The 18,992-nt window shown below is 69.7% G+C and carries 17 protein-coding genes and 1 pseudogene; 13 read left to right on the forward strand and 5 right to left on the reverse strand.

Annotated features, from left to right (window positions below):
* The first annotated feature begins 111 nt into the window (after nt 1-111).
* The 6 genes from gatC to KZ686_RS04080 all read left to right on the forward strand — a co-directional run bounded on the left by gatC (nt 112) and on the right by KZ686_RS04080 (nt 6,426).
* Complete coding sequence (gene gatC / locus KZ686_RS04055; protein WP_149317339.1) at nt 112-411, forward strand: Asp-tRNA(Asn)/Glu-tRNA(Gln) amidotransferase subunit GatC; 300 nt, start codon at nt 112-114, stop codon at nt 409-411.
* 174 nt (nt 412-585) lie between these two features.
* Nucleotides 586-2,109, forward strand: coding sequence for an Asp-tRNA(Asn)/Glu-tRNA(Gln) amidotransferase subunit GatA (gene gatA / locus KZ686_RS04060; RefSeq protein WP_149317338.1), 1,524 nt, complete (start codon nt 586-588; stop codon nt 2,107-2,109).
* Nucleotides 2,106-2,612: a hypothetical protein gene (locus KZ686_RS04065; RefSeq protein ID WP_223819592.1), complete on the forward strand. Its 507-nt coding sequence runs from the start codon at nt 2,106-2,108 to the stop codon at nt 2,610-2,612. The genes gatA and KZ686_RS04065 overlap by 4 nt, the downstream gene beginning before the upstream one ends.
* A 215-nt stretch (nt 2,613-2,827) precedes the next feature.
* Nucleotides 2,828-4,285, forward strand: a complete 1,458-nt coding sequence (gatB, locus tag KZ686_RS04070) for an Asp-tRNA(Asn)/Glu-tRNA(Gln) amidotransferase subunit GatB (RefSeq protein WP_149317337.1) — start codon at nt 2,828-2,830, stop codon at nt 4,283-4,285.
* A 255-nt stretch (nt 4,286-4,540) separates the two neighbouring features.
* A complete protein-coding gene (locus KZ686_RS04075) occupies nt 4,541-5,311 on the forward strand; it encodes a DUF484 family protein (RefSeq protein WP_149317336.1) in 771 nt (256 codons plus the stop codon).
* Nucleotides 5,312-5,334: 23 nt separating this feature from the next.
* Complete coding sequence (locus tag KZ686_RS04080; RefSeq protein ID WP_226107944.1) at nt 5,335-6,426, forward strand: tyrosine recombinase XerC; 1,092 nt, start codon at nt 5,335-5,337, stop codon at nt 6,424-6,426.
* A 52-nt stretch (nt 6,427-6,478) separates the two neighbouring features.
* On the opposite strand, the gene KZ686_RS04085 is transcribed toward KZ686_RS04080, so the two are convergent.
* Nucleotides 6,479-7,432, reverse strand: a complete 954-nt coding sequence (locus KZ686_RS04085) for a transcriptional regulator GcvA (RefSeq protein ID WP_265633065.1) — start codon at nt 7,430-7,432, stop codon at nt 6,479-6,481.
* 219 nt (nt 7,433-7,651) lie between these two features.
* On the opposite strand from KZ686_RS04085, the gene KZ686_RS04090 reads away from it, so the two are divergent.
* From KZ686_RS04090 to KZ686_RS04105, 4 genes are all read left to right on the forward strand, one after another.
* Nucleotides 7,652-8,014: a DUF2917 domain-containing protein gene (locus KZ686_RS04090; protein WP_149317334.1), complete on the forward strand. Its 363-nt coding sequence runs from the start codon at nt 7,652-7,654 to the stop codon at nt 8,012-8,014.
* 189 nt (nt 8,015-8,203) lie between these two features.
* Entirely contained in the window at nt 8,204-9,007 is an 804-nt protein-coding gene (gene lipB, locus KZ686_RS04095; protein ID WP_149317333.1) for a lipoyl(octanoyl) transferase LipB, read from the forward strand.
* 36 nt (nt 9,008-9,043) lie between these two features.
* Nucleotides 9,044-10,042: a lipoyl synthase gene (lipA, locus tag KZ686_RS04100; protein WP_006577815.1), complete on the forward strand. Its 999-nt coding sequence runs from the start codon at nt 9,044-9,046 to the stop codon at nt 10,040-10,042.
* A gap of 37 nt (nt 10,043-10,079) precedes the next feature.
* Nucleotides 10,080-10,826, forward strand: coding sequence for a MarR family winged helix-turn-helix transcriptional regulator (locus tag KZ686_RS04105; protein ID WP_265633066.1), 747 nt, complete (start codon nt 10,080-10,082; stop codon nt 10,824-10,826).
* Between the two features lie 130 nt (nt 10,827-10,956).
* On the opposite strand, the gene KZ686_RS04110 is transcribed toward KZ686_RS04105, so the two are convergent.
* Both KZ686_RS04110 and KZ686_RS04115 read right to left on the reverse strand, forming a co-directional pair.
* Entirely contained in the window at nt 10,957-12,603 is a 1,647-nt protein-coding gene (locus KZ686_RS04110) for an alkaline phosphatase family protein (RefSeq protein ID WP_265633067.1), read from the reverse strand.
* Nucleotides 12,604-12,639: 36 nt separating this feature from the next.
* Nucleotides 12,640-13,638, reverse strand: coding sequence for a tripartite tricarboxylate transporter substrate-binding protein (locus KZ686_RS04115; RefSeq protein ID WP_265633068.1), 999 nt, complete (start codon nt 13,636-13,638; stop codon nt 12,640-12,642).
* A 305-nt stretch (nt 13,639-13,943) separates the two neighbouring features.
* On the opposite strand from KZ686_RS04115, the pseudogene pxpB reads away from it, so the two are divergent.
* From pxpB to pxpA, 3 genes and pseudogenes are all read left to right on the forward strand, one after another.
* Nucleotides 13,944-14,699 (forward strand): annotated as a pseudogene (pxpB, locus tag KZ686_RS04120) (5-oxoprolinase subunit PxpB); the annotation flags it as partial.
* Between the two features lie 197 nt (nt 14,700-14,896).
* Nucleotides 14,897-16,099, forward strand: coding sequence for a 5-oxoprolinase subunit C family protein (locus KZ686_RS04125; RefSeq protein WP_265633069.1), 1,203 nt, complete (start codon nt 14,897-14,899; stop codon nt 16,097-16,099).
* A 201-nt stretch (nt 16,100-16,300) separates the two neighbouring features.
* A complete protein-coding gene (gene pxpA, locus KZ686_RS04130) occupies nt 16,301-17,035 on the forward strand; it encodes a 5-oxoprolinase subunit PxpA (RefSeq protein ID WP_149317328.1) in 735 nt (244 codons plus the stop codon).
* Here the strand turns inward: pxpA and KZ686_RS04135 are convergent.
* Both KZ686_RS04135 and KZ686_RS04140 read right to left on the reverse strand, forming a co-directional pair.
* Nucleotides 17,032-18,297: a VanZ family protein gene (locus KZ686_RS04135; protein ID WP_150083251.1), complete on the reverse strand. Its 1,266-nt coding sequence runs from the start codon at nt 18,295-18,297 to the stop codon at nt 17,032-17,034. The two genes, pxpA and KZ686_RS04135, sit on opposite strands and share 4 nt — an antisense overlap.
* A 25-nt stretch (nt 18,298-18,322) precedes the next feature.
* Nucleotides 18,323-18,904, reverse strand: coding sequence for an ABC-type transport auxiliary lipoprotein family protein (locus KZ686_RS04140; protein ID WP_265633070.1), 582 nt, complete (start codon nt 18,902-18,904; stop codon nt 18,323-18,325).
* Nucleotides 18,905-18,992: the final 88 nt, after the last annotated feature.

Below are 18,992 nucleotides of genomic sequence, written 5' to 3' on the forward strand. Positions count from 1 at the left end.
CCTGGCCCGGTCCGGCGCTCCCGACGCTGTCCGCACGGTCGTCCTTCTCCCGGTTTCGTTCCGGCCTTGCGCCGGACTGCCGGGCCCTCTGGAATTCCTCGCACCCACGCCATGGCACTCGAGCTAACCGACGTCAAGCGCATCGCCCATCTTGCCCGCATCGACATCAGCGATGAAGAAGCCGGCCAGACGCTCGGGCAACTGAATCAATTCTTCTCGCTGGTCGAGCAGATGCAGGCGGTGGACACCAGCGGCGTCGCGCCGCTGGCGCATCCGCTGTCGGCGGTCCGCGAGATGCAGCAGCGCCTGCGCGACGACGTCGTCACCGAGCCGAACCGGCGCGATGACTACCAGCGTCCCGCGCCGGCCACCGAGGCCGGCCTGTATCTGGTGCCGAAGGTGATCGAATAACGTTCCCGATAACGGCCCCGATAAGGTCCCGATAACGGTCCCGCACCCGGCTCGCCGACGTCGCCCGAAATTTCCGTATCGACGTACCGATACGCCAAGGTGGCATCTCCCGAATCGATCCGCCGGCGGCGTCCATGCCCCGCCGGCCGTTCTCCGAAGCTTTTCCGACACTCCATGTCTTCTTCCGCTTCCTCCTTCCCGGTCGGCTCGACCGTGACCTCGCTGCGCCAGATCGCCGACGCGCTCGCCGCCGGCGCGGTGTCGGCCGAAGAACTGGCGCGTGACTATCTGGCCCGCATCGAGCAGGCCGGCGCGCTGAACGCCTATGTCCATGTCGACGCCGAACTGACGCTGGCCCAGGCCCGCGCCGCCGACGAACGCCGCGCGCGCGGCGAGGCCGGTCCGCTGACCGGCGTGCCGATCGCCCACAAGGACGTGTTCGTCACGCGCGGCTGGCGCTCGACCGCCGGCTCGCGCATGCTGGCAGACTACGAGAGCCCGTTCGACGCCACCGTGGTCGAGCGGCTGGCCGCCGCCGGCATGGTGACGCTGGGCAAGACCAATATGGACGAATTCGCGATGGGCTCGTCCAACGAGAACTCGCACTTCGGCCCGGTGCGCAACCCGTGGGACGCGTCGCGCGTGCCCGGCGGCTCGTCGGGTGGCTCGGCCGCGGCGGTCGCCGCGGGCCTCGCGCCGGCCGCCACCGGCACCGACACCGGCGGCTCGATCCGCCAGCCGGCCGCGTTCTCGGGCATCACCGGCATCAAGCCGACCTACGGCCGCGTGTCGCGCTTCGGCATGATCGCGTTCGCCTCGTCGCTGGACCAGGCCGGCCCCATGGCCCGCAGCGCCGAGGACTGCGCGCTGCTGCTCAATGCGATGGCCGGGTTCGACGAGCGCGATTCGACCTCGCTGACGCCGGCGCAGGGCGGCGTGGACGAGGACTTCACGCGGCTGCTGGGCCAGCCGCGCGGCGGGGCCAGCGCCAGCCAGCCGCTGGCCGGCCTGCGCATCGGCCTGCCGCGCGAGTACTTCGGCGCCGGACTGTCGGCCGATGTCGAGGCCGCGGTGCGCGCCGCGCTGCGCGAATACGAGAAGCTCGGCGCGACGCTGGTCGAGGTGTCGCTGCCGAAGACCGAACTGTCGATCCCGGTCTACTACGTGATCGCGCCGGCCGAGGCGTCGTCGAACCTGTCGCGCTTCGATGGCGCGCGCTACGGCCACCGCGCCGCCGAGTACCGCGACCTGCTCGACATGTACAAGAAGACCCGCGCCGAGGGCTTCGGCTGGGAGGTCAAGCGCCGCATCCTGGTCGGCACCTATGTGCTGTCGCACGGCTACTACGACGCCTACTACCTGCAGGCGCAGAAGATCCGCCGCATCATCGCGGACGACTTCCAGCGCGCCTTCGGCGAATGCGACGTGATCATGGGACCGGTCGCGCCGACGGTGGCGTGGAAGCTCGGCGAGAAGAGCGCCGATCCGGTGCAGATGTACCTGGCCGACATCTTCACGCTGTCGACCAGCCTGGCCGGCCTGCCCGGCATGAGCGTGCCCTGCGGCTTCGGCGAGGGCGGCATGCCGGTTGGCCTGCAGATGATCGGCAACTACTTCGGCGAGGCGCAGCTGCTGCAGACCGCGCACGCCTTCCAGCAGGCTACCGACTGGCATCTGCGCCAGCCTTCGCAGGCATGACCATGAACGCGCTGCTTTCGACCCGCCCGTCCCGCCGTCCGTCCGCCGGTCTTTCGGCCGGCCGCCTGGGCTTGACCGCCGTGCTGCTGGCCGCGCTGGCCGGCTGCATTCCGCTGCCGCGCATCGGCGGTCCGACACCGATCGCCGATCGCGATATCGACCTGGCCGGCGACTGCCGCCGCACCGAGGAGGACGGGTTCCGCGAGGACGCGCAGCTGCGCGTGTCGGACAACAACGTGCAGCAGCTGTCGTGGAAGCTGTGGGTCGGCAAGCGCGGCTCGTGCAGCTTCGACCTGGCCGAGTTCCGCCAGACCCGCCGCAAGCCGCATATCGAACTGGCCGCGCGCGACGGCAGCGCGTGCAAGCTGCTGGTCTGGCAGGACCCGCGCCGCGTCACGCTGGCGCATGCCAATTGCCAGAGCCGCTGCACGCCGGGCATCTACGAAGAGGCGTGGCCGGTCATGTTCGAACCGGGCACCGGCACCTGCGCGCGCACGCAATAACGCGCGGCAGAACCCGCAGCGACGGAACGCACAGCGACGAAACGCACAGCGACACAACGCAGAACGCACAGCGACACAACGCAGAACGCACAGCGACACAACGCAGAACGCGGAACGCACAACGCAGAACGCGGAACGCACAACGCAGAACGCGAAAGCAAACGGCGACGCGGCCCATGCCGGCGCCGCCGCAAGGAACCAACAGGAATACCGCCATGCAATGGGAAGTGGTGATCGGCCTCGAAACGCATACGCAGCTATCGACGGCCTCGAAGATTTTTTCCGGCGCCTCCACCGCGTTCGGCGCGGCGCCCAATACCCAGGCCTGCCCGGTCGATCTGGCGCTGCCCGGCACGCTGCCGGTGCTGAACAAGGCCGCGGTCGAACGTGCGATCCAGTTCGGCCTGGCGATCGGCGCCCATGTCGCGCCGCATAGCGTGTTCGCGCGCAAGAATTACTTCTACCCGGACCTGCCCAAGGGCTACCAGATCAGCCAGTACGAGATCCCGGTGGTGCAGGGCGGCAGCCTGACCTTCCAGGTGGAGGGCCGCAAGGGCGAGTTCTACGAGAAGACCGTGCAGCTGACCCGCGCCCACCTCGAGGAGGACGCGGGCAAGTCGCTGCACGAGGACTTCGCCGGCATGACCGGCATCGACCTGAACCGCGCCGGCACGCCGCTGCTCGAGATCGTCACCGAGCCCGACATGCGCAGCGCCGCCGAGGCGGTCGCCTATGCGCGCGCGCTGCATTCGCTGGTGGTGTGGCTGGGCATCTGCGACGGCAACATGCAGGAAGGCAGCTTCCGCTGCGACGCCAACGTGTCGGTGCGGCCGGTCGGCAGCGACAAGCTCGGCACGCGCCGGGAGATCAAGAACCTGAACTCGTTCCGTTTCCTGCAACAGGCCATCGAATACGAGGTGCGCTGGCAGATCGCCGAGATCGAGGACGGCCGCGAGATCCAGCAGGCCACCGTGCTGTTCGATCCGGACACCGGCGAGACGCGCGCGATGCGGACCAAGGAAGACGCGCACGACTACCGCTACTTCCCCGATCCGGACCTGCTGCCGCTCGAGATCGAGCCGGCCTGGGTCGAGCGCGTGCGCGCCGCGATGCCGGAGCTGCCGGCCGCGATGCAGGCGCGCTTCGTCTCGCAATATGGCCTGCCCGCCTACGATGCCAGCGTGCTGACCTCGTCGAAGGCGCTGGCAAACTGGTTCGAGCAGGTCGTCGCCGAAGCCGGCGCGGCCAACGCCAAGCCCGCGGCCAACTGGCTGATGGGCGATGTCGCCTCGCAGCTGAACCGCGAGGGCATCGAGATCGACGGCGCGCCGATCCGCCCCGCGCAGCTGGCGCTGCTGCTCAAGCGCATCGCCGACGGCACGGTGTCGAACAACACCGCCAAGAAGGACGTGTTCCCGGCGATGTGGGCCGGCGAGTGCGACGGCGACGCGGACGCGATCATCGCGGCCAAGGGCCTGAAGCAGATGTCGGACACCGGCGCGCTCGAGGCCATCATCGACGAGGTGCTGGCCGCCAACGCCAAGTCGGTCGAGGAATTCCGCGCCGGCAAGGAGAAGGCGTTCAACGCGCTGGTCGGCCAGGCGATGAAGGCGACCAAGGGCAAGGCCAATCCGGCCCAGGTCAACGAACTGCTGCGCAAGAAGCTCGGCTGACAGGCGCGGTGCAGGCAGATGACGAACCCGCGCTCAGGCGCGGGTTTTTTCATGGCGCGGCGGGTTTGGCGCCATGCTGGTCGATCGATCGCCCGGCCCCTCTCCCCGGCCCTCTCCCGCAGGCGGGAGAGGGAGAACACCGACAGCGTTTTTCTCCTCTCTCCCGCCTGCGGGAGAGAGCCTGGGGAGAGGGCTGCCCGCTCCTCACCAACTGCGTTTGCTACACTCCAGCGCAAATCGTTCGATGACCCGCCAATGAATCCGCAAGACGTCGCCGCCTATCTGCAAAGTCATCCCCAGTTCTTCGAGGACCACGCCGAGCTGCTGGCCTCGGTGCAGCTGACGAGCCCGCACAGCCATCGCGCGGTGTCGCTGCAGCAACGCCAGATGGAAATCCTGCGCGAGAAGAACAAGGGCCTCGAACTGAAGCTGGCCAACCTGATGCGCCACGGCCACGACAACGACCGCACGCAGAACCGCATGCACGCGTGGCAGCTGCGGCTGCTCGGCGAAGCCGATGCGCTGGCGCTGCCGATGGCGGTCAGCCAGGGCCTGCAGCAGGTGTTCGATGTGCCGGCCGTCGCGCTGCGGCTGTGGCAGCTGGCCGAAACGCACGCCCCGCTTGATCTGCTGCGCGGCGACGCGGCCGCCGCGACCGAAGCCGCGCGCCGCTTTGCCGAGGGTCTGCAGACGCCGTATTGCGGCGGCAATCCGTGGGCCATCGAACCGGCCGTCGCCGAAGAGGGCGCCCCGCCTGCACCCGCACCCGCGTCTGCGGCCGCGGCCGATACGCTTGGCGAAGGCGGCAAGCAGGCGGTCGACTGGCTCGAGCGCGACGACATCGCATCGCTCGCGATGGTCGCGCTGCGCGCCCCCGCCGGCGAGGACGCCGAAACGGGTCCGACCTTCGGCCTGCTGGTGCTCGGCTCGCCCGACCCGCGCCGCTTCCACGAAGGCATGGGCACCGCCTATCTGAGCCGCATCGGCGAACTGGCCGGCGCGGCGCTGGCGCGGCTGCGCGCCTGAGGCGAGGACCCGGGCGGCAACAGATGGCCCGCTCCCCCGAACCCGCCGCCGCGGCGGACGCGCCCCCTCCCGCTCTCGATCCGCTGCTGCGCACCTACCTCGACTGGCTGGCCAGCAGCCGCAAGCTGGCCGAGCACACGCTGGTCGGCTACCGGCGCGACCTGTCGGTATTGCAGGCGCAGGCCGCCAAATTCGCCCCCGGTACCGCGCTGACCGCGCTGCGTACCGACCAGATCCGCAGCTTCGCCGCGCGTCTGCGCGGCAGTGGCCTTGCTTCCACCAGCATTGCGCGGGCGCTGTCGGCCTGGCGCGGCTTCTATCTGTGGGCCGCGCGGCACGGCCACGGCGTCGAGGCCAATCCGGTAGACGGCGTGCGCGCCCCCAAGGCCGGACGGCCGCTGCCCAAGGCGCTGTCGGTCGAGCATGCGGTGGCGCTGGTCGGCCAGCCGGCCGGCGAGGGCGCCGAAGGGCTGCGCGACCAGGCCGTGTTCGAGCTCGGCTATTCGAGCGGCCTGCGCGTGTCCGAGCTGGTGCAGCTCGATCTGCGCTACGTGGAAGAGGACGGTTACCGCTCGTCTGGTTGGGTCGACCTGGCCGCGGGCGAGGTCACGGTGCTCGGCAAGGGTTCGCGCCGCCGCAGCGTGCCGGTCGGCAGCAAGGCCGTGCAGGCACTGCGGGCCTGGCTGGCGGTGCGCGACGAGTGGGTACGGGCGACGGCCGAAGCTGGCCATCGGCACGCGCTGTTCCTGTCGCGGCGCGGCGAGCGCCTGTCGGACCGCACCGTGCGCACCCGCATCAAGCAGCAGGCCATCCGCGCCGGCGTGCCGGCCGACGTGCATCCGCACATGCTGCGGCACTCGTTCGCCAGCCACGTGCTGCAGTCGTCGGGCGACCTGCGCGCGGTGCAGGAGATGCTGGGCCACGCCAGCGTGGCCACCACGCAGATCTACACGGCGCTCGACTTCCAGCACCTGGCAAAGGTCTACGACCAGGCCCATCCGCGCGCACGGCTGGCCGAGCGTGACACGGCGGCGACGCCCTCGACGCCCTCGACGCCCTCGAAGGCATCCACGCCCTCGAAGTCATCGATGCCGGGCGACGACGAACCGGCCTGAGGCTCCTGGCTTCCGCTCAAGCCCAAGCCCAAGCCCAAGCCCAAGCCCAACCCTAGGCCCACTGCGACAGCACCTGCCGGAACGCCGCGATCTCCGGCAGCAGCCAGGTCCGGAACGCCTGCACCTTCGGCGTATCGAGCATCGCCGGCGTGCAGACGAAGTACAGCAGCCACGGACACGGGATGCTGACGTCGAACAGCCGCACCACCCGCCCCGACAGCAGATCGTTATAGGCCAGCGACGAGCGGATCAGCGCGATGCCCTGGCCCTCGGCCGCGGCCTGCAGCAGCAGCGACGAATCCTCGAACATCAGCCCCTTGCGCGGCTCGGGCCAGTCCAGTCCGGCCGCCTCGAACCAGGGCCGCCACGGATCGCCTTCTCCGCGCAGCAGCGTCAGCCCCTGCATGTCCTCGGGACGCGCCGGCAGCTTGCCGCCCAGGAAGTTCGGGCTGCAGACCGGGAAGAACACATCGTCGAGCAGCCGTTCGACATAGAGCCCCGGATAGTTGCCGCTGCCCATGCGCAGCGCCACGTCGACCTCGTCGCGGGTGAAGTCGACCAGCGTGTTCGACGACATCAGCTCGACGTCCAGCTCGGGATGCCGCTCGATGAAGCTGCCGATGCGCGGCGTCAGCCAGCGCGCCGCGAACGACGGCATGGTGCTGATGGTCAGCCGCTTGTCGCGCGTGCCGGACTGCAGCGCCCGCGTCGCCTCGGCAATCTGCAGCAGCGCGTCGCGCACGCGCTCGGCGTAGACGCGTCCGGCCGGCGTCAGGCTGACCCGCTTGCCGTTGCGGGCGAACAGCGGCTGGCCCAGCTCCTCTTCCAGTGCCCGTACCTGATGGCTGACCGCCCCATGGGTGACGAACAGCTCGGTGGCCGCGCGCGAGAAGCTTTCGTGCCGGGCGGCGGCCTCGAAGGCGCGCAGCGCGGTCAGCGCCGGCAGCCGTGGCAGTTCCCGATGCCAGGCGCGCGGCAGTTCGGCGGGGTTGCGCTTGAGGGTCATTGCAGCGTTCGTCAGGGGTTCGTTATGTGAGATTGGCTAACAAGGGAAATCAATATATATCGTTTTGGGGGTGGCCGGGCAATCACTAGAATGCAGTGCATCGGGACCGCAACAGCGAGCGCGCCAGGCCAACCCAGGCCAGACACGGTAAAGCGGGACGCCAGCCACGCGAGATTTGCGTGCCGGACGGTACCGTCACCTTAGTGAAGGAAGTCCAAAATGGAAACCCTGCTCACAACGACCGTCTTCAGCCTGAACCCGGGCGAGGTCGCGCCGCTGTCGGTGCATACCGCGCAACGGCTTTATGTGGAAGATGCCGCCGGCCTGAACCTGTGGGTCACCCGCGACGGCGATTCGGAAGATTACTGGCTGCGCTGCGGCGCCAGCCTGCAGCTGAACCGCGGCGACGAAGTGGTGCTCAGCGTCGATCCGCGCGCCGAGCGCCCGGTACGGCTGGCGCTGATCGCCGAGGCGCGCCGCCCGGCGGCCACCAACCTGCCGCATCTGGTGAACCGCATCGTGAGGCGCCTGGTTCGAGGCACGCAATGGTCGCCTAGCCAGGACGTCGTCGCCGCCTCCTGAACGGAACGGGGAGGCGAAAACGGAAGCGGCAGGCCGGCGCCATCTGCGGCTGGTCTACAGCCGGCCGCCGGCGCGTCCGATCCCGGACGAAGGTCGGCCCAGCCGCGGACAACCCTGACGGCGCCAGGGTGACAGCCGCCAGCGAACCAAGGGCCGGTGCGAACCGGCCCTTTTCGCTACACTCTCGGCATGCAAGCAATCGAAGTCATCGAACGGGGCCGGGAGGACTACGCGCCCTGTTTCGACGCGATGCGCGCCTACACCGCCGCGCGCACCGCCGAATCTCCCGACCAGATCTGGCTCGTCGAGCATCCGCCGGTCTACACGCTGGGCCAGGCGGGCGACCCCTCGCATCTGCTGTCGCCCGATCCGGCGATCCCTTTGGTGCGGATCGATCGTGGCGGCCAAATCACTTATCACGGACCGGGCCAGGTCGTCGCCTACCTGTTGCTGGACCTGCGCCGCCGCCGCCTGATGGTGCGCGAGCTGGTCCATGCGATCGAGCAGGCGGTGCTGGACACGCTCGCGGCGTATAATCTGCCCGCCGAACGCAAGCCTGGCGCGCCCGGCATCTATCTGTCCGACGGTCCGCACCGCGGCGCCAAGATCGCCGCGCTGGGCCTGAAGATCCGCAACGGCTGCAGCTATCACGGCGTCAGCCTGAACGTGCGGATGGATCTGGACCCGTTCCTGCGTATCAACCCGTGCGGTTATGCCGGCCTCGAGACGGTCGACATGGCCCGCGCCGGCGCGACGGTGCCGGCGGCCGATGCCGACGGCGGCGTGCGCCGGGAAGCGGTCGACGCCCGGCACCAGCCCGAGATCGCGCGTCGCCTGGCGGCGGCATTGTGCGAGGTACTGGCGGCGGCGCAACTGCGCGCGGCGGGCGGCGAGCCGGTAGTGAACGACGAAGCGAACGAACCGGCGAACCAGCGAGAGAACGAGCCAGCCGCCACGGCCCCCGGCCAACTGACACCCCTGACCACGGCCTAGCCGACCTATGCGCGCGGGGAGCGCGCGGAGAACACCATGAGCGACGCCCTGATCGCCACCTCGAATCCCCAAGGCGATGCCGCCCAAGGCGCGGCCTACGACCCGACCCGCAAGCAGAAGTCGGCCGACAAGACCGCCCGCATTCCGATCAAGATCGTCCCCGCCGAGAAGCTGAAGAAGCCGGACTGGATCCGCGTGAAGGCGGCCACCGGCAATTCGCGTTTCTACGAGATCAAGGACATCCTGCGCGCCAACAACCTGGTGACGGTGTGCGAGGAAGCGAGCTGCCCGAACATCGGCGAATGCTTCGGCAAGGGCACCGCGACGTTCATGATCATGGGCGACAAGTGCACGCGCCGCTGCCCGTTCTGCGACGTCGGCCACGGCCGCCCGGATCCGCTCGATGTCAACGAGCCGCTGAACCTGGCCAAGACCATCGCCCAGCTGAAGCTGAACTATGTGGTGATCACCAGCGTCGATCGCGACGACCTGCGCGACGGCGGCGCCCAGCACTATGTGGATTGCATCAGCAAGACCCGCGAGCTGTCGCCGATCACCCGCATCGAGGTGCTGGTGCCGGACTTCCGCGGCCGCCTGGACAAGGCGCTGGACATCCTGCAGGCCTGCCCGCCCGACGTGATGAACCACAACCTCGAAACGGTGCCGCGCCTCTACAAGCAGGCGCGTCCGGGCGCCGACTACGCGCACTCGCTGAAGCTGCTGCAGGAGTTCAAGCGCCGCAATCCGGACGTGCCGACCAAGTCCGGCCTGATGGTGGGCCTGGGCGAGACCGACGAGGAAATCCTGGAGGTCATGCGCGACATGCGCGCGCACGACATCGACATGCTGACCATCGGCCAGTACCTGGCGCCGTCGAATCACCATCTGCCGGTGCTGCGCTACGTCCATCCCGACACCTTCAAGATGTTCGAGGAAGAGGCCTACAAGATGGGCTTCACCCACGCCGCGGTCGGTGCGATGGTGCGCAGTTCCTACCATGCCGACCAGCAGGCGCACCAGGCCGGCTTCGCCTGATCCCGCCCGGCGCCCTTCCGCGGCGCCGGCATCCGCCTTGCCCGACAACGATTGCGCGGCCGCCCCTCCGGCGGCCGCAGTTTCCGCGGCCGCCCCTGCTCTTGATGCGGGCACCAGCCGCCTGCGCACGCCGCGCGATATCACCGATCTGCTCAATTTCCGTCTCGCGGCGCTGGTTGGCGCCAGCGGCGCGGCCGTGATCCGCCTGTGCGAGGGCCAGTACGGTGTGTCGCGCCGCGAATGGGCGCTGCTTGGGCTGCTGGCCGTGCGCGGCGCGCAGGCGCCGTCGGAGATCGCGGACCAATGCCATCTGGACCGGACGCGCGTGTCGCGCGCGATCACGCGGCTGACCGCCAAGGGTTTGATCCGGCGGCAGACGCTGGACGGGGACCGCCGGCGCGCCAGCGTCGCGCTGACGCCAGCGGGGCAGGCGCTCTATCGGCAATTGTTCGACGAGGTGGCGGCGATCAACCGGCAGCTGGTCGAGACGCTATCGGATGGCGAACTGGCGGCGCTCGACACGCTGTTGACCGCGCTGACCGAGCAGGCGGTACGCGTCAAGCGGCAGGTCGCCACCACGGTCAGCACCAACCGCTGGCGGGGCGGCGGTGCGCGGCGCCAGTGGTCGGCGCCGGAGCCGGCGTCGGAGGATGCGCCGGAGGATGCGTCTGACGATGCGTCTGACGATGCGTTGGACGATGCGTTGGACGATGCGTTGGACGATGCGTCGGAGGACGAACTGCAAACGCAGGCCGTCTCCGGCCAGGACCGCGCCGACCGCTAGCGCGGCGCCGATCGTCAGCCCACCGCCTAACGTCAGCGTAGCCCACCGTCAGCGTAGCCCACCGCCAGCGGGGTCGATCGCCAGCGGGCGCCCGTTGGCGCGGCACCGACCGCCAGCGCAGCGCCGACGCTTAACGCAGCGCCTCCCGCGCGCCGCGCCATTTCTCGTGCAGCAGCTCCTCCGGGAGTTCGCTCTCGTCCCAGAATCCCAGCAGGATGCCCTTGCGGACCGATGCGCCCCGCATCGCGGCGATGCGCTCGTCGCTGATCGCGGTGCGCTGCGACTGCCGCAGTCCCCATTGCGCGAGCGCAAGATACATCCGCTCGCATTGCGCCTGGTGGGCCGGATCGGCGCCGAGGTCGTGCAGCTCGTGCGGGTCCTCGGCGAGATCGAACAGCATCGGCCGGAAGCCCGGCGCGTGGATGTACTTCCAGCGCTCGTCGACCACCATGAACAGCCGCGCATCGAGCGGCGCGACGCCCAGCGATATCGCGGCACCGGTGGCCGAGTAGTCGTATTCGCTGATCGCATGGCGGCGCCAGCTGGCCGGCGCCTGCCCATGCAGCCAGGGCTGCAGCGGGCGTCCTTCCAGCCGGTGCGGCTGGGGCGTGCCGCCGCAGGCTTCGACGAAGGTCGGCACCAGATCGATCGCCTCGACCAGCGCATCGCATACCGAGCCGCGCGTCGCGTCCGCCGCCGGCGAGGGATCGACGACGATCAGCGGCAGCCGCACCGACGGCTCGTGGAACAGGTCCTTCTCGCCCATCCAGTGGTCGCCCAGGTAGTCGCCATGATCGGAGGTGAACACGATCATGGTGTCGTCGAGCCGGCCCTGGCTCTCGAGGAAGCGCATCAGCACGCCGATCTGGTCGTCGATCTGCGTGATCAGGCCCATATAGGCGGGAATCACCGCCTCGCGCACCTCGTCGCGGGAGAAGGCCCGGCTGACGCGCGAATTGAGGAAGGCCTGGTAGATCGGATGCGGCTGCGCGCGCTCGGCCTCGCTGCGCACGGGCGGCGGCACGTCGGCGGGGCCGTACATCGCGTGATAGGGCGCCGGCGCGATGCAGGGCCAATGCGGCTTGATATAGGACAGATGCAGGCACCACGGTGCCTCGCCCGCCTGCTCGATGAATTCCATCGCCCGCCGCGTCATGTACGGCGTTTCGGAATGCTCTTCCGCCACGCGCGCGGGCCGGGTCGAATTGCGCAGCAGCCAGCCCGACAGCAGATTGCCGTGCTCGTCCTCGCCGGCGTTGGCCCAGTCGTCCCAGCCGTCGTCGCCCGCATAGCCAAGCTCGCGCAGGTAGTCGTTGTAGCGCACCGGCTTGGGATCGTAGCGGCCGGCCGGGCCGCTGCCGTGCAGCCCGTCGTCGCGCTCGTACGGATCGAAGCCGCCCTCGGCCACGCGCGTGCCGATCAGCGAATTGGGGTCGATGCCCAACCGCGCCATGCCCTCGGTGTCGGCCGCCATATGGGTCTTGCCGACCAGCACCGTCTGCCGCCCGAGCGGGCGCAGATAGTCGCCCAGCGTCATCTCGCCGACCTTCAGCGGGAAGTTGTTCCAGGCGGCGCCGTGCGAATCGACATAGCGGCCGGTGTAGAAGCTCATCCGCGACGAGCCGCAGATCGTCGATTGCGCATAGGCGCGCGAGAAGCGCACCCCGCGCGCGGCCAGCGCGTCGATATTCGGCGTGCGGATGGTCGGATGCCCGGTGCAGGACAGGTAGTCCCACCGCAGCTGGTCGCACATGATGAAAAGGATATTGCGAGCCATCGCCGTCGCTCCTTGCTGATCCAGTCCGGCCGGACGTTATTGCTGGAAGCCGCTGCGCTTGACCACCGGCTGCCACTGGGCGTTGTAGGCCTTGAGCATGTCCGCGGTCTGCTGTTGCGTGCTGGCCACCGGCTGCATGTTGGCGGCGACGAAGCGCTGCTGCACCGCCGGGTCCGACATCACGCTGTGGATCGCCGCGGACAGCGCCTTGACCTTCTGGGGCGGCATCGACTTCGGCGCGAAGAACGCGTTCCAGCCGTCGGCGGCCAGGTCGATGCCGGCCTCCTTCAGCGTGGGGATGTCCTTGGCGAACGACGAGCGTGTCTTGCCGGAGACCGCCAGGATCTTCAGCTTGCCGCTCTGGTGCAGCGACAGCACCGCGTCGAGCGTGTCGACGCCGACCGGCACCTGGCCGCCCAGCATGTCGGTGGCCAGCGGCGCCGAGCCCTTGTAGCCGACCACGTCGCCCTTGACGCCGGCGCGCTCGGCCAGCATCAGCGCGAAGAAGTGGGGCAGGCTGCCGGTGGCCGGCACGCCGAAGAAGGCCTTGCCGGGATTGGCCTTGAGCCAGGCCACCAGATGCGACATCTCGCGGACCGGCACCTGCGGGCCGGTGATCACGGCGAAGTCGTAGGACGAGACCTGCGACACCGGCACGAAATCGGTGTCTGGATCGTAGCTGGTGTCCTTGAACACCAGCGGCGCGACCGTCATCACGGCGGGATTGCCGAGCATCAGCACGTTGTCGGCGGGACCGGCGTGCCTGACCTGCTGCGCGGCCAGCCGGCCGCCGGCGCCGGCCTTGTTCTCGACCACCACGGTGACGCCGTACTTTGCCTGCAGCGCCTGGCCGACGATGCGCGCGGCGCGGTCCGAGGCGCCGCCGGGCGCGTAGCCGACGACGAAGCGCAGCGGTCCGTCGATCTTCTCGATCTTCTGTGCCAGCGCGGCCGGCGCGCCGGCGGCGCCGGCCGCCAGCAGCGCAACGGCCACGGCCGCATGGCGGGCCTTGCGGGTCAATTCTGCGAATGTCATGGCGTCTCCGTGAGGTTCCTTTCTGCGAGGTTGCGGGCAAATTTAAGCGGGACATCGACGATTGATCTAATCAACTATCGGCGCGCGCCGCTATGGAAAACCCTAGGCGCCGGCATGGCGCCACAGGTTTCGCAAAACTCACTTTCTCGATAAATTGCCGATAAGACGCATGGCGGGCTCCACCGCGCTTTTCCGGACAGCATTCCGGACAGCATTCCGGGCGCATTGCCGAACGCATCCCCCAACGCATTCCCGAACGCATTCCGGACCCGCCACGCCACCTGGATTCCGCACCGATCACCATCATGGCCACCTGCACGATCCACCGCCTTGCCGAGCGCGCGCTGCTGTGCAGCGTGCCGCCTCCCGCGTCGCTCGACGTGCAACGCCGCTTCTGGGCGATGGCCGATCTGGCCGGCGCATGGCCCGGCGTGGTGGACGCCTATCCCGGCATGAACAGCCTGACGGTGCTGTTCGACGACGGGGCCAACGCGGACCAGCTCGAAGCCGCGCTGGCGCAGGCGTGGGCGCGCGGGGAGGGCGGTAACGTCGGCGGCAAGGTCAGCGGCGAGGTCCACGCCCACGCCCACGGCCGCGCCAACGTCAGCCCCAACGCCGGCCCCAACGCCGGCCCTAACGCCGGCTCCAACGCCGGCCCCGAGGTCGCCGGCCGCGTCGTCGAGATTCCCGTCCGCTACGGTGGCGACGACGGTCCCGATCTGGCCGACGTCGCCGCTCATACCGGCCTGACGCCCGAGGAAGTGGTGCGGCGGCACAGCGCCGGTACCTATACCGTCTACTTCCTCGGCTTCCAGCCCGGCTTCGCCTATCTCGGCGGACTTGACCCCGCGCTGGCGACGCCGCGCCGAACCGAGCCGCGGCTCGCGGTGCCGGCCGGCGCGGTCGGCATCGGCGGCGAGCAGACCGGCGTCTATCCCGCGGCCGCGCCCGGGGGCTGGCAATTGATCGGACGTACCGAATTGCCGCTGTTCCTGCCCGAGCGCGATCCGCCTTCGCTGCTGGCGCCGGGCGACACCGTGCGCTTCGTGGTGGCATCGGTCGCCGGACCGGTCGCCACGCCGGACGCCAAATCGGACGCCGGCTCGGACGCAAGGTCGGATGCAAGGTCGGATGCAAGGTCGGATGCCGGATCGGATCCCAAGGCGGGAGCGCGACCGGACGCCAAATCCGACGCCAAATCCGACGCCAAATCGGACGCCAAACCGGTCGCCAAACCGGTCGCCAAATCGGTGCGCCCATGATCGAGATCCTTCGCCCCGGCGCGCTGGCGTCGATCCAGGACCTCGGCCGCAACGGCATGCGGCGGTTCGGCGTCGGCGGCACCGGCGCGCTCGACAGCCTCGCGCTGCGGGTCGGCAATCTGCTGCTGGGCAATGAGCCCGGCGCGGCCGCCATCGAATTCACGCTGGGCCGCGCCACGGTCCGCTTCCATGCCGACCTGCGCATCGCGCTGACCGGTGCCGAATGCCGCGCCGACCTCGACGGCGAGCCGGTCTGGTGCTGGCATGCGTTCGACGTGCGCGCGGGCAGCACGCTGACGCTGCCCGCGCCCCGTGGCGGCACCCGTACCTATCTGTGCGTGGCCGGCGGCATCGACGTGCCGCTGGCGATGGGCTCGCGCAGCACCGACCTGAAGGCCGGCTTCGGTGGACACCAGGGCCGCGCGCTGCGGCGGGGCGATCGGCTGGCGGCGCTACGGCCCGGCTTCGGTCCGGCGCCATTGCCGCCGATCGGCGTGCTGGCGCCCGCGTGGGCGTTGCCGTTGCCGTCTCCATCGTCGCCCTCGTCCTCGTCGCCGCAGTCGCTGCAGTCGTCGCCGTCGCAGTCGCTGCAGTCGTGGCAGTCGCCACAGCCGTCTCATTCACCGCGGTCACCGCAGTCACTGCGGACGCCGCAGTCGTCGCCGTCGCCAGCATCCGCCGACGGCCGCGCGCTGCCGATCCGCATGCTGCCGGGGCTGGAGTACGATCAGTTCGAGGCCGATGCCCAGCAGGCGCTGTGGCAGGCTGACTGGACCGTCACACCGAACAGCAACCGCATGGGCTTCCGGCTCGAAGGTCCCGCGCTGGCGCGGCGGCCCGGTGCGCCGGAGTTGCTGTCCCATGGCGTGGTGCCGGGCGTCATGCAGGTGCCGCCGGGCGGTCAGCCGATCGTGCTGATGGCCGACGCCCAGACCACCGGTGGCTATCCGAAGATCGGCGTCGTCATCGAGGCCGATCTGTGGCGCCTCGCGCAGGCGCCGCTGGGCGCTGCGGTGCGCTTTCACCGCGTCAGCCTCGAGGAAGCCGAGGCCGCGCGCATGCAGGTGCAGACCTATCTGCGCCAGATCGCGCAGGCGGTGGCGTGGCAGTCGGAGGCGCGGACCGGCGCACAGGCGCCGGCCGCGCGACGTCGGGCGATGACGCGCCGGCTGTCACCGGCCGACGCCACGCTGCCGTGACGCGAGCGGACCCAACGAACGCGACGAACGGACAGAGCGCACCGACCCACCGACGCACCGACGCATCGAACCGAACGCAACGAACCCAACGAACGCAACGAACGAACCAAGCGCACCGAGCGCACCGAGCGCACCGCGCGCACCGAGCCCGACGAACCGAACGAACGCAACGAACCGCCCGAACCATCCTGGAGACCCGTCATGCAGATCGATCTGAACGCCGACCTCGGCGAAGGCTGCGGCAGCGACGAAGCGCTGCTGGCGTTGATCAGCTCGGCCAATATCGCCTGCGGCTGGCATGCCGGCGACGCGTCGACCATGCTGCAGACGGTGCAGTGGGCGCTGGCCAAAGGCGTCGCCATCGGCGCGCATCCGAGCTACCCCGATCGCGAGAATTTCGGGCGTACCGAGATGCAGCGCGACCCGCGCGACATCTATGCCGACGTGCTGTACCAGATCGGCGCGCTCGCGGCGATCGTCAGGGCCCAGGGCGGCCGCCTCGCCCACGTCAAGGCGCATGGCGCGCTCTACAACCAGGCCGCACGCAACCGCGCGCAGGCACAGGCGATCGTCGACGCGGTGCGCGACTTCGATCCGCGGCTGACCTTCTTCGGCCTGGCCGGCAGCGTGATGATCGAGGTCGCGCGCGAGGCCGGGCTGACGGTCAAGGAAGAGGTCTTCGCCGACCGCGGCTACAACCCCGACGGCTCGCTGGTCCGCCGCGGCACGCCCGGCGCGCTGCTCGACGACGACGAGGCCGTGCTGTCCCAAACGCTGTCGATGGTCCGCGACCACAAGGTCCGCGCCATCGACGGGCAATGGATACCGATCCAGGCCGACACCGTCTGCCTGCACGGCGACGGCCCCCACGCGCTGGCCTTTGCGCAACGGATAAGGGACCGTCTGCGGGAAGAGGGGATTGCGGTGCGGGCTTAGGCCGCGTCGCCGGTGTTCGGTGCGTTTCGCCGCGCCCCACGGCTGCGTCGTTCCCTTCGCCGGGTCAGTCCGAACTGCTCGACGCGCCAGGCGAGATAGCAGAAGGCCAGGAACGGCCACAGCCAGCCGAGCCATTGGGCCAGGCCGTTGAAATGGACGAAGCGGCCGAGGCGCCAGCCCTGTTCGGAGACCCAGGCGTAGGGATTGGGCGGCAGCACGTTGGTCAGGATCACCAGCGTCAGCAGCGCGCTCATCGCCAGGATGCCGCGCAGCGGGCGCGGCAGACGCACCAGCAGCACCAGCGCGAGCGTGCCGGTCACCAGCGCGTAGCGCCCGCCCTCGGACAGCCAATTGAAGGCGTTGTCCGCCGGGAACTGCAGTTCGGCCGCGAGCCCCTTGAGCAGCAGCGTGGCGGCCAGCAGGCCGGCGAGGATGCGCAGCGTGGGCGCCTGCCGGCGCATTGCCACCGAGGCGAACAGGCCGGTGCCGACCCACGCGCAGCCGGTCACCAGCGATTCGAGCAACTGGTGCTGCTGCATGTCGTCGGGGCGCAGGCCGATGTCCTCCTGCAGCCGCAGGAAGCCGGGGAACACCCACTGCACCAGCTGCATCGGCCACGACTCGGGATTGGTCAGCCATTGCCGCACCAGGCCGCCCATGCCGAACAGATGCTCCTGCGGGAAGATCTGCGCGAACGGCCACAGCAGGATCAGGATGATGGCGAAGCTGGCGTGCGACTCGAACCAGGCGATGCGCAGGCGCCGCAGCGTGCCGCGGTCGATCATCGCGCTGGCGAACGGCGCCATCATCGTGCCGCCCAGCAGCGCGCCCAGAGCATTGGTCATCAGGTCGATGTTCGACGGAATGCGGTTGGGCAGCCAGGTCTGCAGCGCCTCCATCGCGCCGGACAGCACGATGCCGGCCGCGAAGGCCAGCAGCGCGGCGCGCGCCCCGGTCACGCGCGGATGCAGCGACAGCACCACCAGCGCGCCGAACGGGCAATAGCCGAGCACATTGGTCAGCAGATCGAAGTCGGTGATGTAGCGCGGCTTGGGCGCATTGAGGAAGGCCCACGGCGAGATGCCGTTGTCGGTCCAGCCGGTGAACGGATACAGGCTGGCGTAGATCATCAGCAGCGTCATGCACAGCAGGCCGAAGCGCGCCAGCGGCGAATGCCGCAGCGTGCTGGCGCTCTCGGGCGGGATCGCGGCGAAGCGCGGGTCCGGCGGCGTGGAGGACGGAGGCAGATCGGCCTGTTTCATGGTGCCGCTGTGATGGCGTACCGATTCAGCGTACCGGCAGCGTCGCCACCCAGTCGATGATCGCCGCGATCACGGCATCGGTGCTGCCGGCCAGCGCGCGCACGCCGCCCGCGCCGTCGGCGCTGGGGGCGGGCTGCTCGGCGGTGAAGGTCTTCTGGCCGATCATGCCGTTGCGCATCACGGTCGCGCGCACCTGCACCACGCCGCGGCTGCTGTCGGCGCTGTCGAACACCTGCTCGAAGTCGACGATATCGACCTTCAGCGCGGGCGCCTGCGTGTCGCCGCCCCAGCTCAGTTCGCCGCGGGCCGATACCGCTTCGCGCAGCCGCTCGTCGAACAGCCGCACCGGCGACATGATCCAGCGCTGCGTCGCATAGGGCTGCAGGCGTTCGGCCTGGGCATAGCGCAGCCGGTAGTGGATCGCGTTGCCGTCGAGCCAGGAGGGACCATCGGTGGACAGCACGCGCAGCCGCGGCAGCGTCTTGCTCGCTGCGGCCGACGGTGCTGCGGTGGGCGGGCCGAGATCGTACGTCGTGCTCTGCGGCGTATCCGGCAGCAGCGAACAGCCGGTCAGCAGCGCGGCGGCCAGCAGGGTAACGACCAGCATTGCGCCGGCGCCGGGGCGAAGCGCGGCGGAAAGGCGGGTGAGGCGGAGCGGGGCAGCGTCGGTCATGGGCGTCGGTTCCCGGTACAGG

Source organism: Cupriavidus cauae (assembly GCF_026210475.1).
Classification (GTDB): Bacteria; Pseudomonadota; Gammaproteobacteria; order Burkholderiales; family Burkholderiaceae; genus Cupriavidus; species Cupriavidus cauae.

What these genes read in the sequence shown, in the direction of transcription:
- gatC (WP_149317339.1), top strand. Translation starts at nt 112, where the DNA reads ATGGCACTCGAGCTAACCGACGTCAAGCGCATCGCCCATCTTGCCCGC.
- gatA (WP_149317338.1), top strand. Translation starts at nt 586, where the DNA reads ATGTCTTCTTCCGCTTCCTCCTTCCCGGTCGGCTCGACCGTGACCTCG.
- KZ686_RS04065 (WP_223819592.1), top strand. Translation starts at nt 2,106, where the DNA reads ATGACCATGAACGCGCTGCTTTCGACCCGCCCGTCCCGCCGTCCGTCC.
- gatB (WP_149317337.1), top strand. Translation starts at nt 2,828, where the DNA reads ATGCAATGGGAAGTGGTGATCGGCCTCGAAACGCATACGCAGCTATCG.
- KZ686_RS04075 (WP_149317336.1), top strand. Translation starts at nt 4,541, where the DNA reads ATGAATCCGCAAGACGTCGCCGCCTATCTGCAAAGTCATCCCCAGTTC.
- KZ686_RS04080 (WP_226107944.1), top strand. Translation starts at nt 5,335, where the DNA reads ATGGCCCGCTCCCCCGAACCCGCCGCCGCGGCGGACGCGCCCCCTCCC.
- KZ686_RS04085 (WP_265633065.1), bottom strand. Translation starts at nt 7,432, where the DNA reads ATGACCCTCAAGCGCAACCCCGCCGAACTGCCGCGCGCCTGGCATCGG.
- KZ686_RS04090 (WP_149317334.1), top strand. Translation starts at nt 7,652, where the DNA reads ATGGAAACCCTGCTCACAACGACCGTCTTCAGCCTGAACCCGGGCGAG.
- lipB (WP_149317333.1), top strand. Translation starts at nt 8,204, where the DNA reads ATGCAAGCAATCGAAGTCATCGAACGGGGCCGGGAGGACTACGCGCCC.
- lipA (WP_006577815.1), top strand. Translation starts at nt 9,044, where the DNA reads ATGAGCGACGCCCTGATCGCCACCTCGAATCCCCAAGGCGATGCCGCC.
- KZ686_RS04110 (WP_265633067.1), bottom strand. Translation starts at nt 12,603, where the DNA reads ATGGCTCGCAATATCCTTTTCATCATGTGCGACCAGCTGCGGTGGGAC.
- KZ686_RS04115 (WP_265633068.1), bottom strand. Translation starts at nt 13,638, where the DNA reads ATGACATTCGCAGAATTGACCCGCAAGGCCCGCCATGCGGCCGTGGCC.
- KZ686_RS04125 (WP_265633069.1), top strand. Translation starts at nt 14,897, where the DNA reads ATGATCGAGATCCTTCGCCCCGGCGCGCTGGCGTCGATCCAGGACCTC.
- pxpA (WP_149317328.1), top strand. Translation starts at nt 16,301, where the DNA reads ATGCAGATCGATCTGAACGCCGACCTCGGCGAAGGCTGCGGCAGCGAC.
- KZ686_RS04135 (WP_150083251.1), bottom strand. Translation starts at nt 18,297, where the DNA reads ATGAAACAGGCCGATCTGCCTCCGTCCTCCACGCCGCCGGACCCGCGC.
- KZ686_RS04140 (WP_265633070.1), bottom strand. Translation starts at nt 18,904, where the DNA reads ATGCTGGTCGTTACCCTGCTGGCCGCCGCGCTGCTGACCGGCTGTTCG.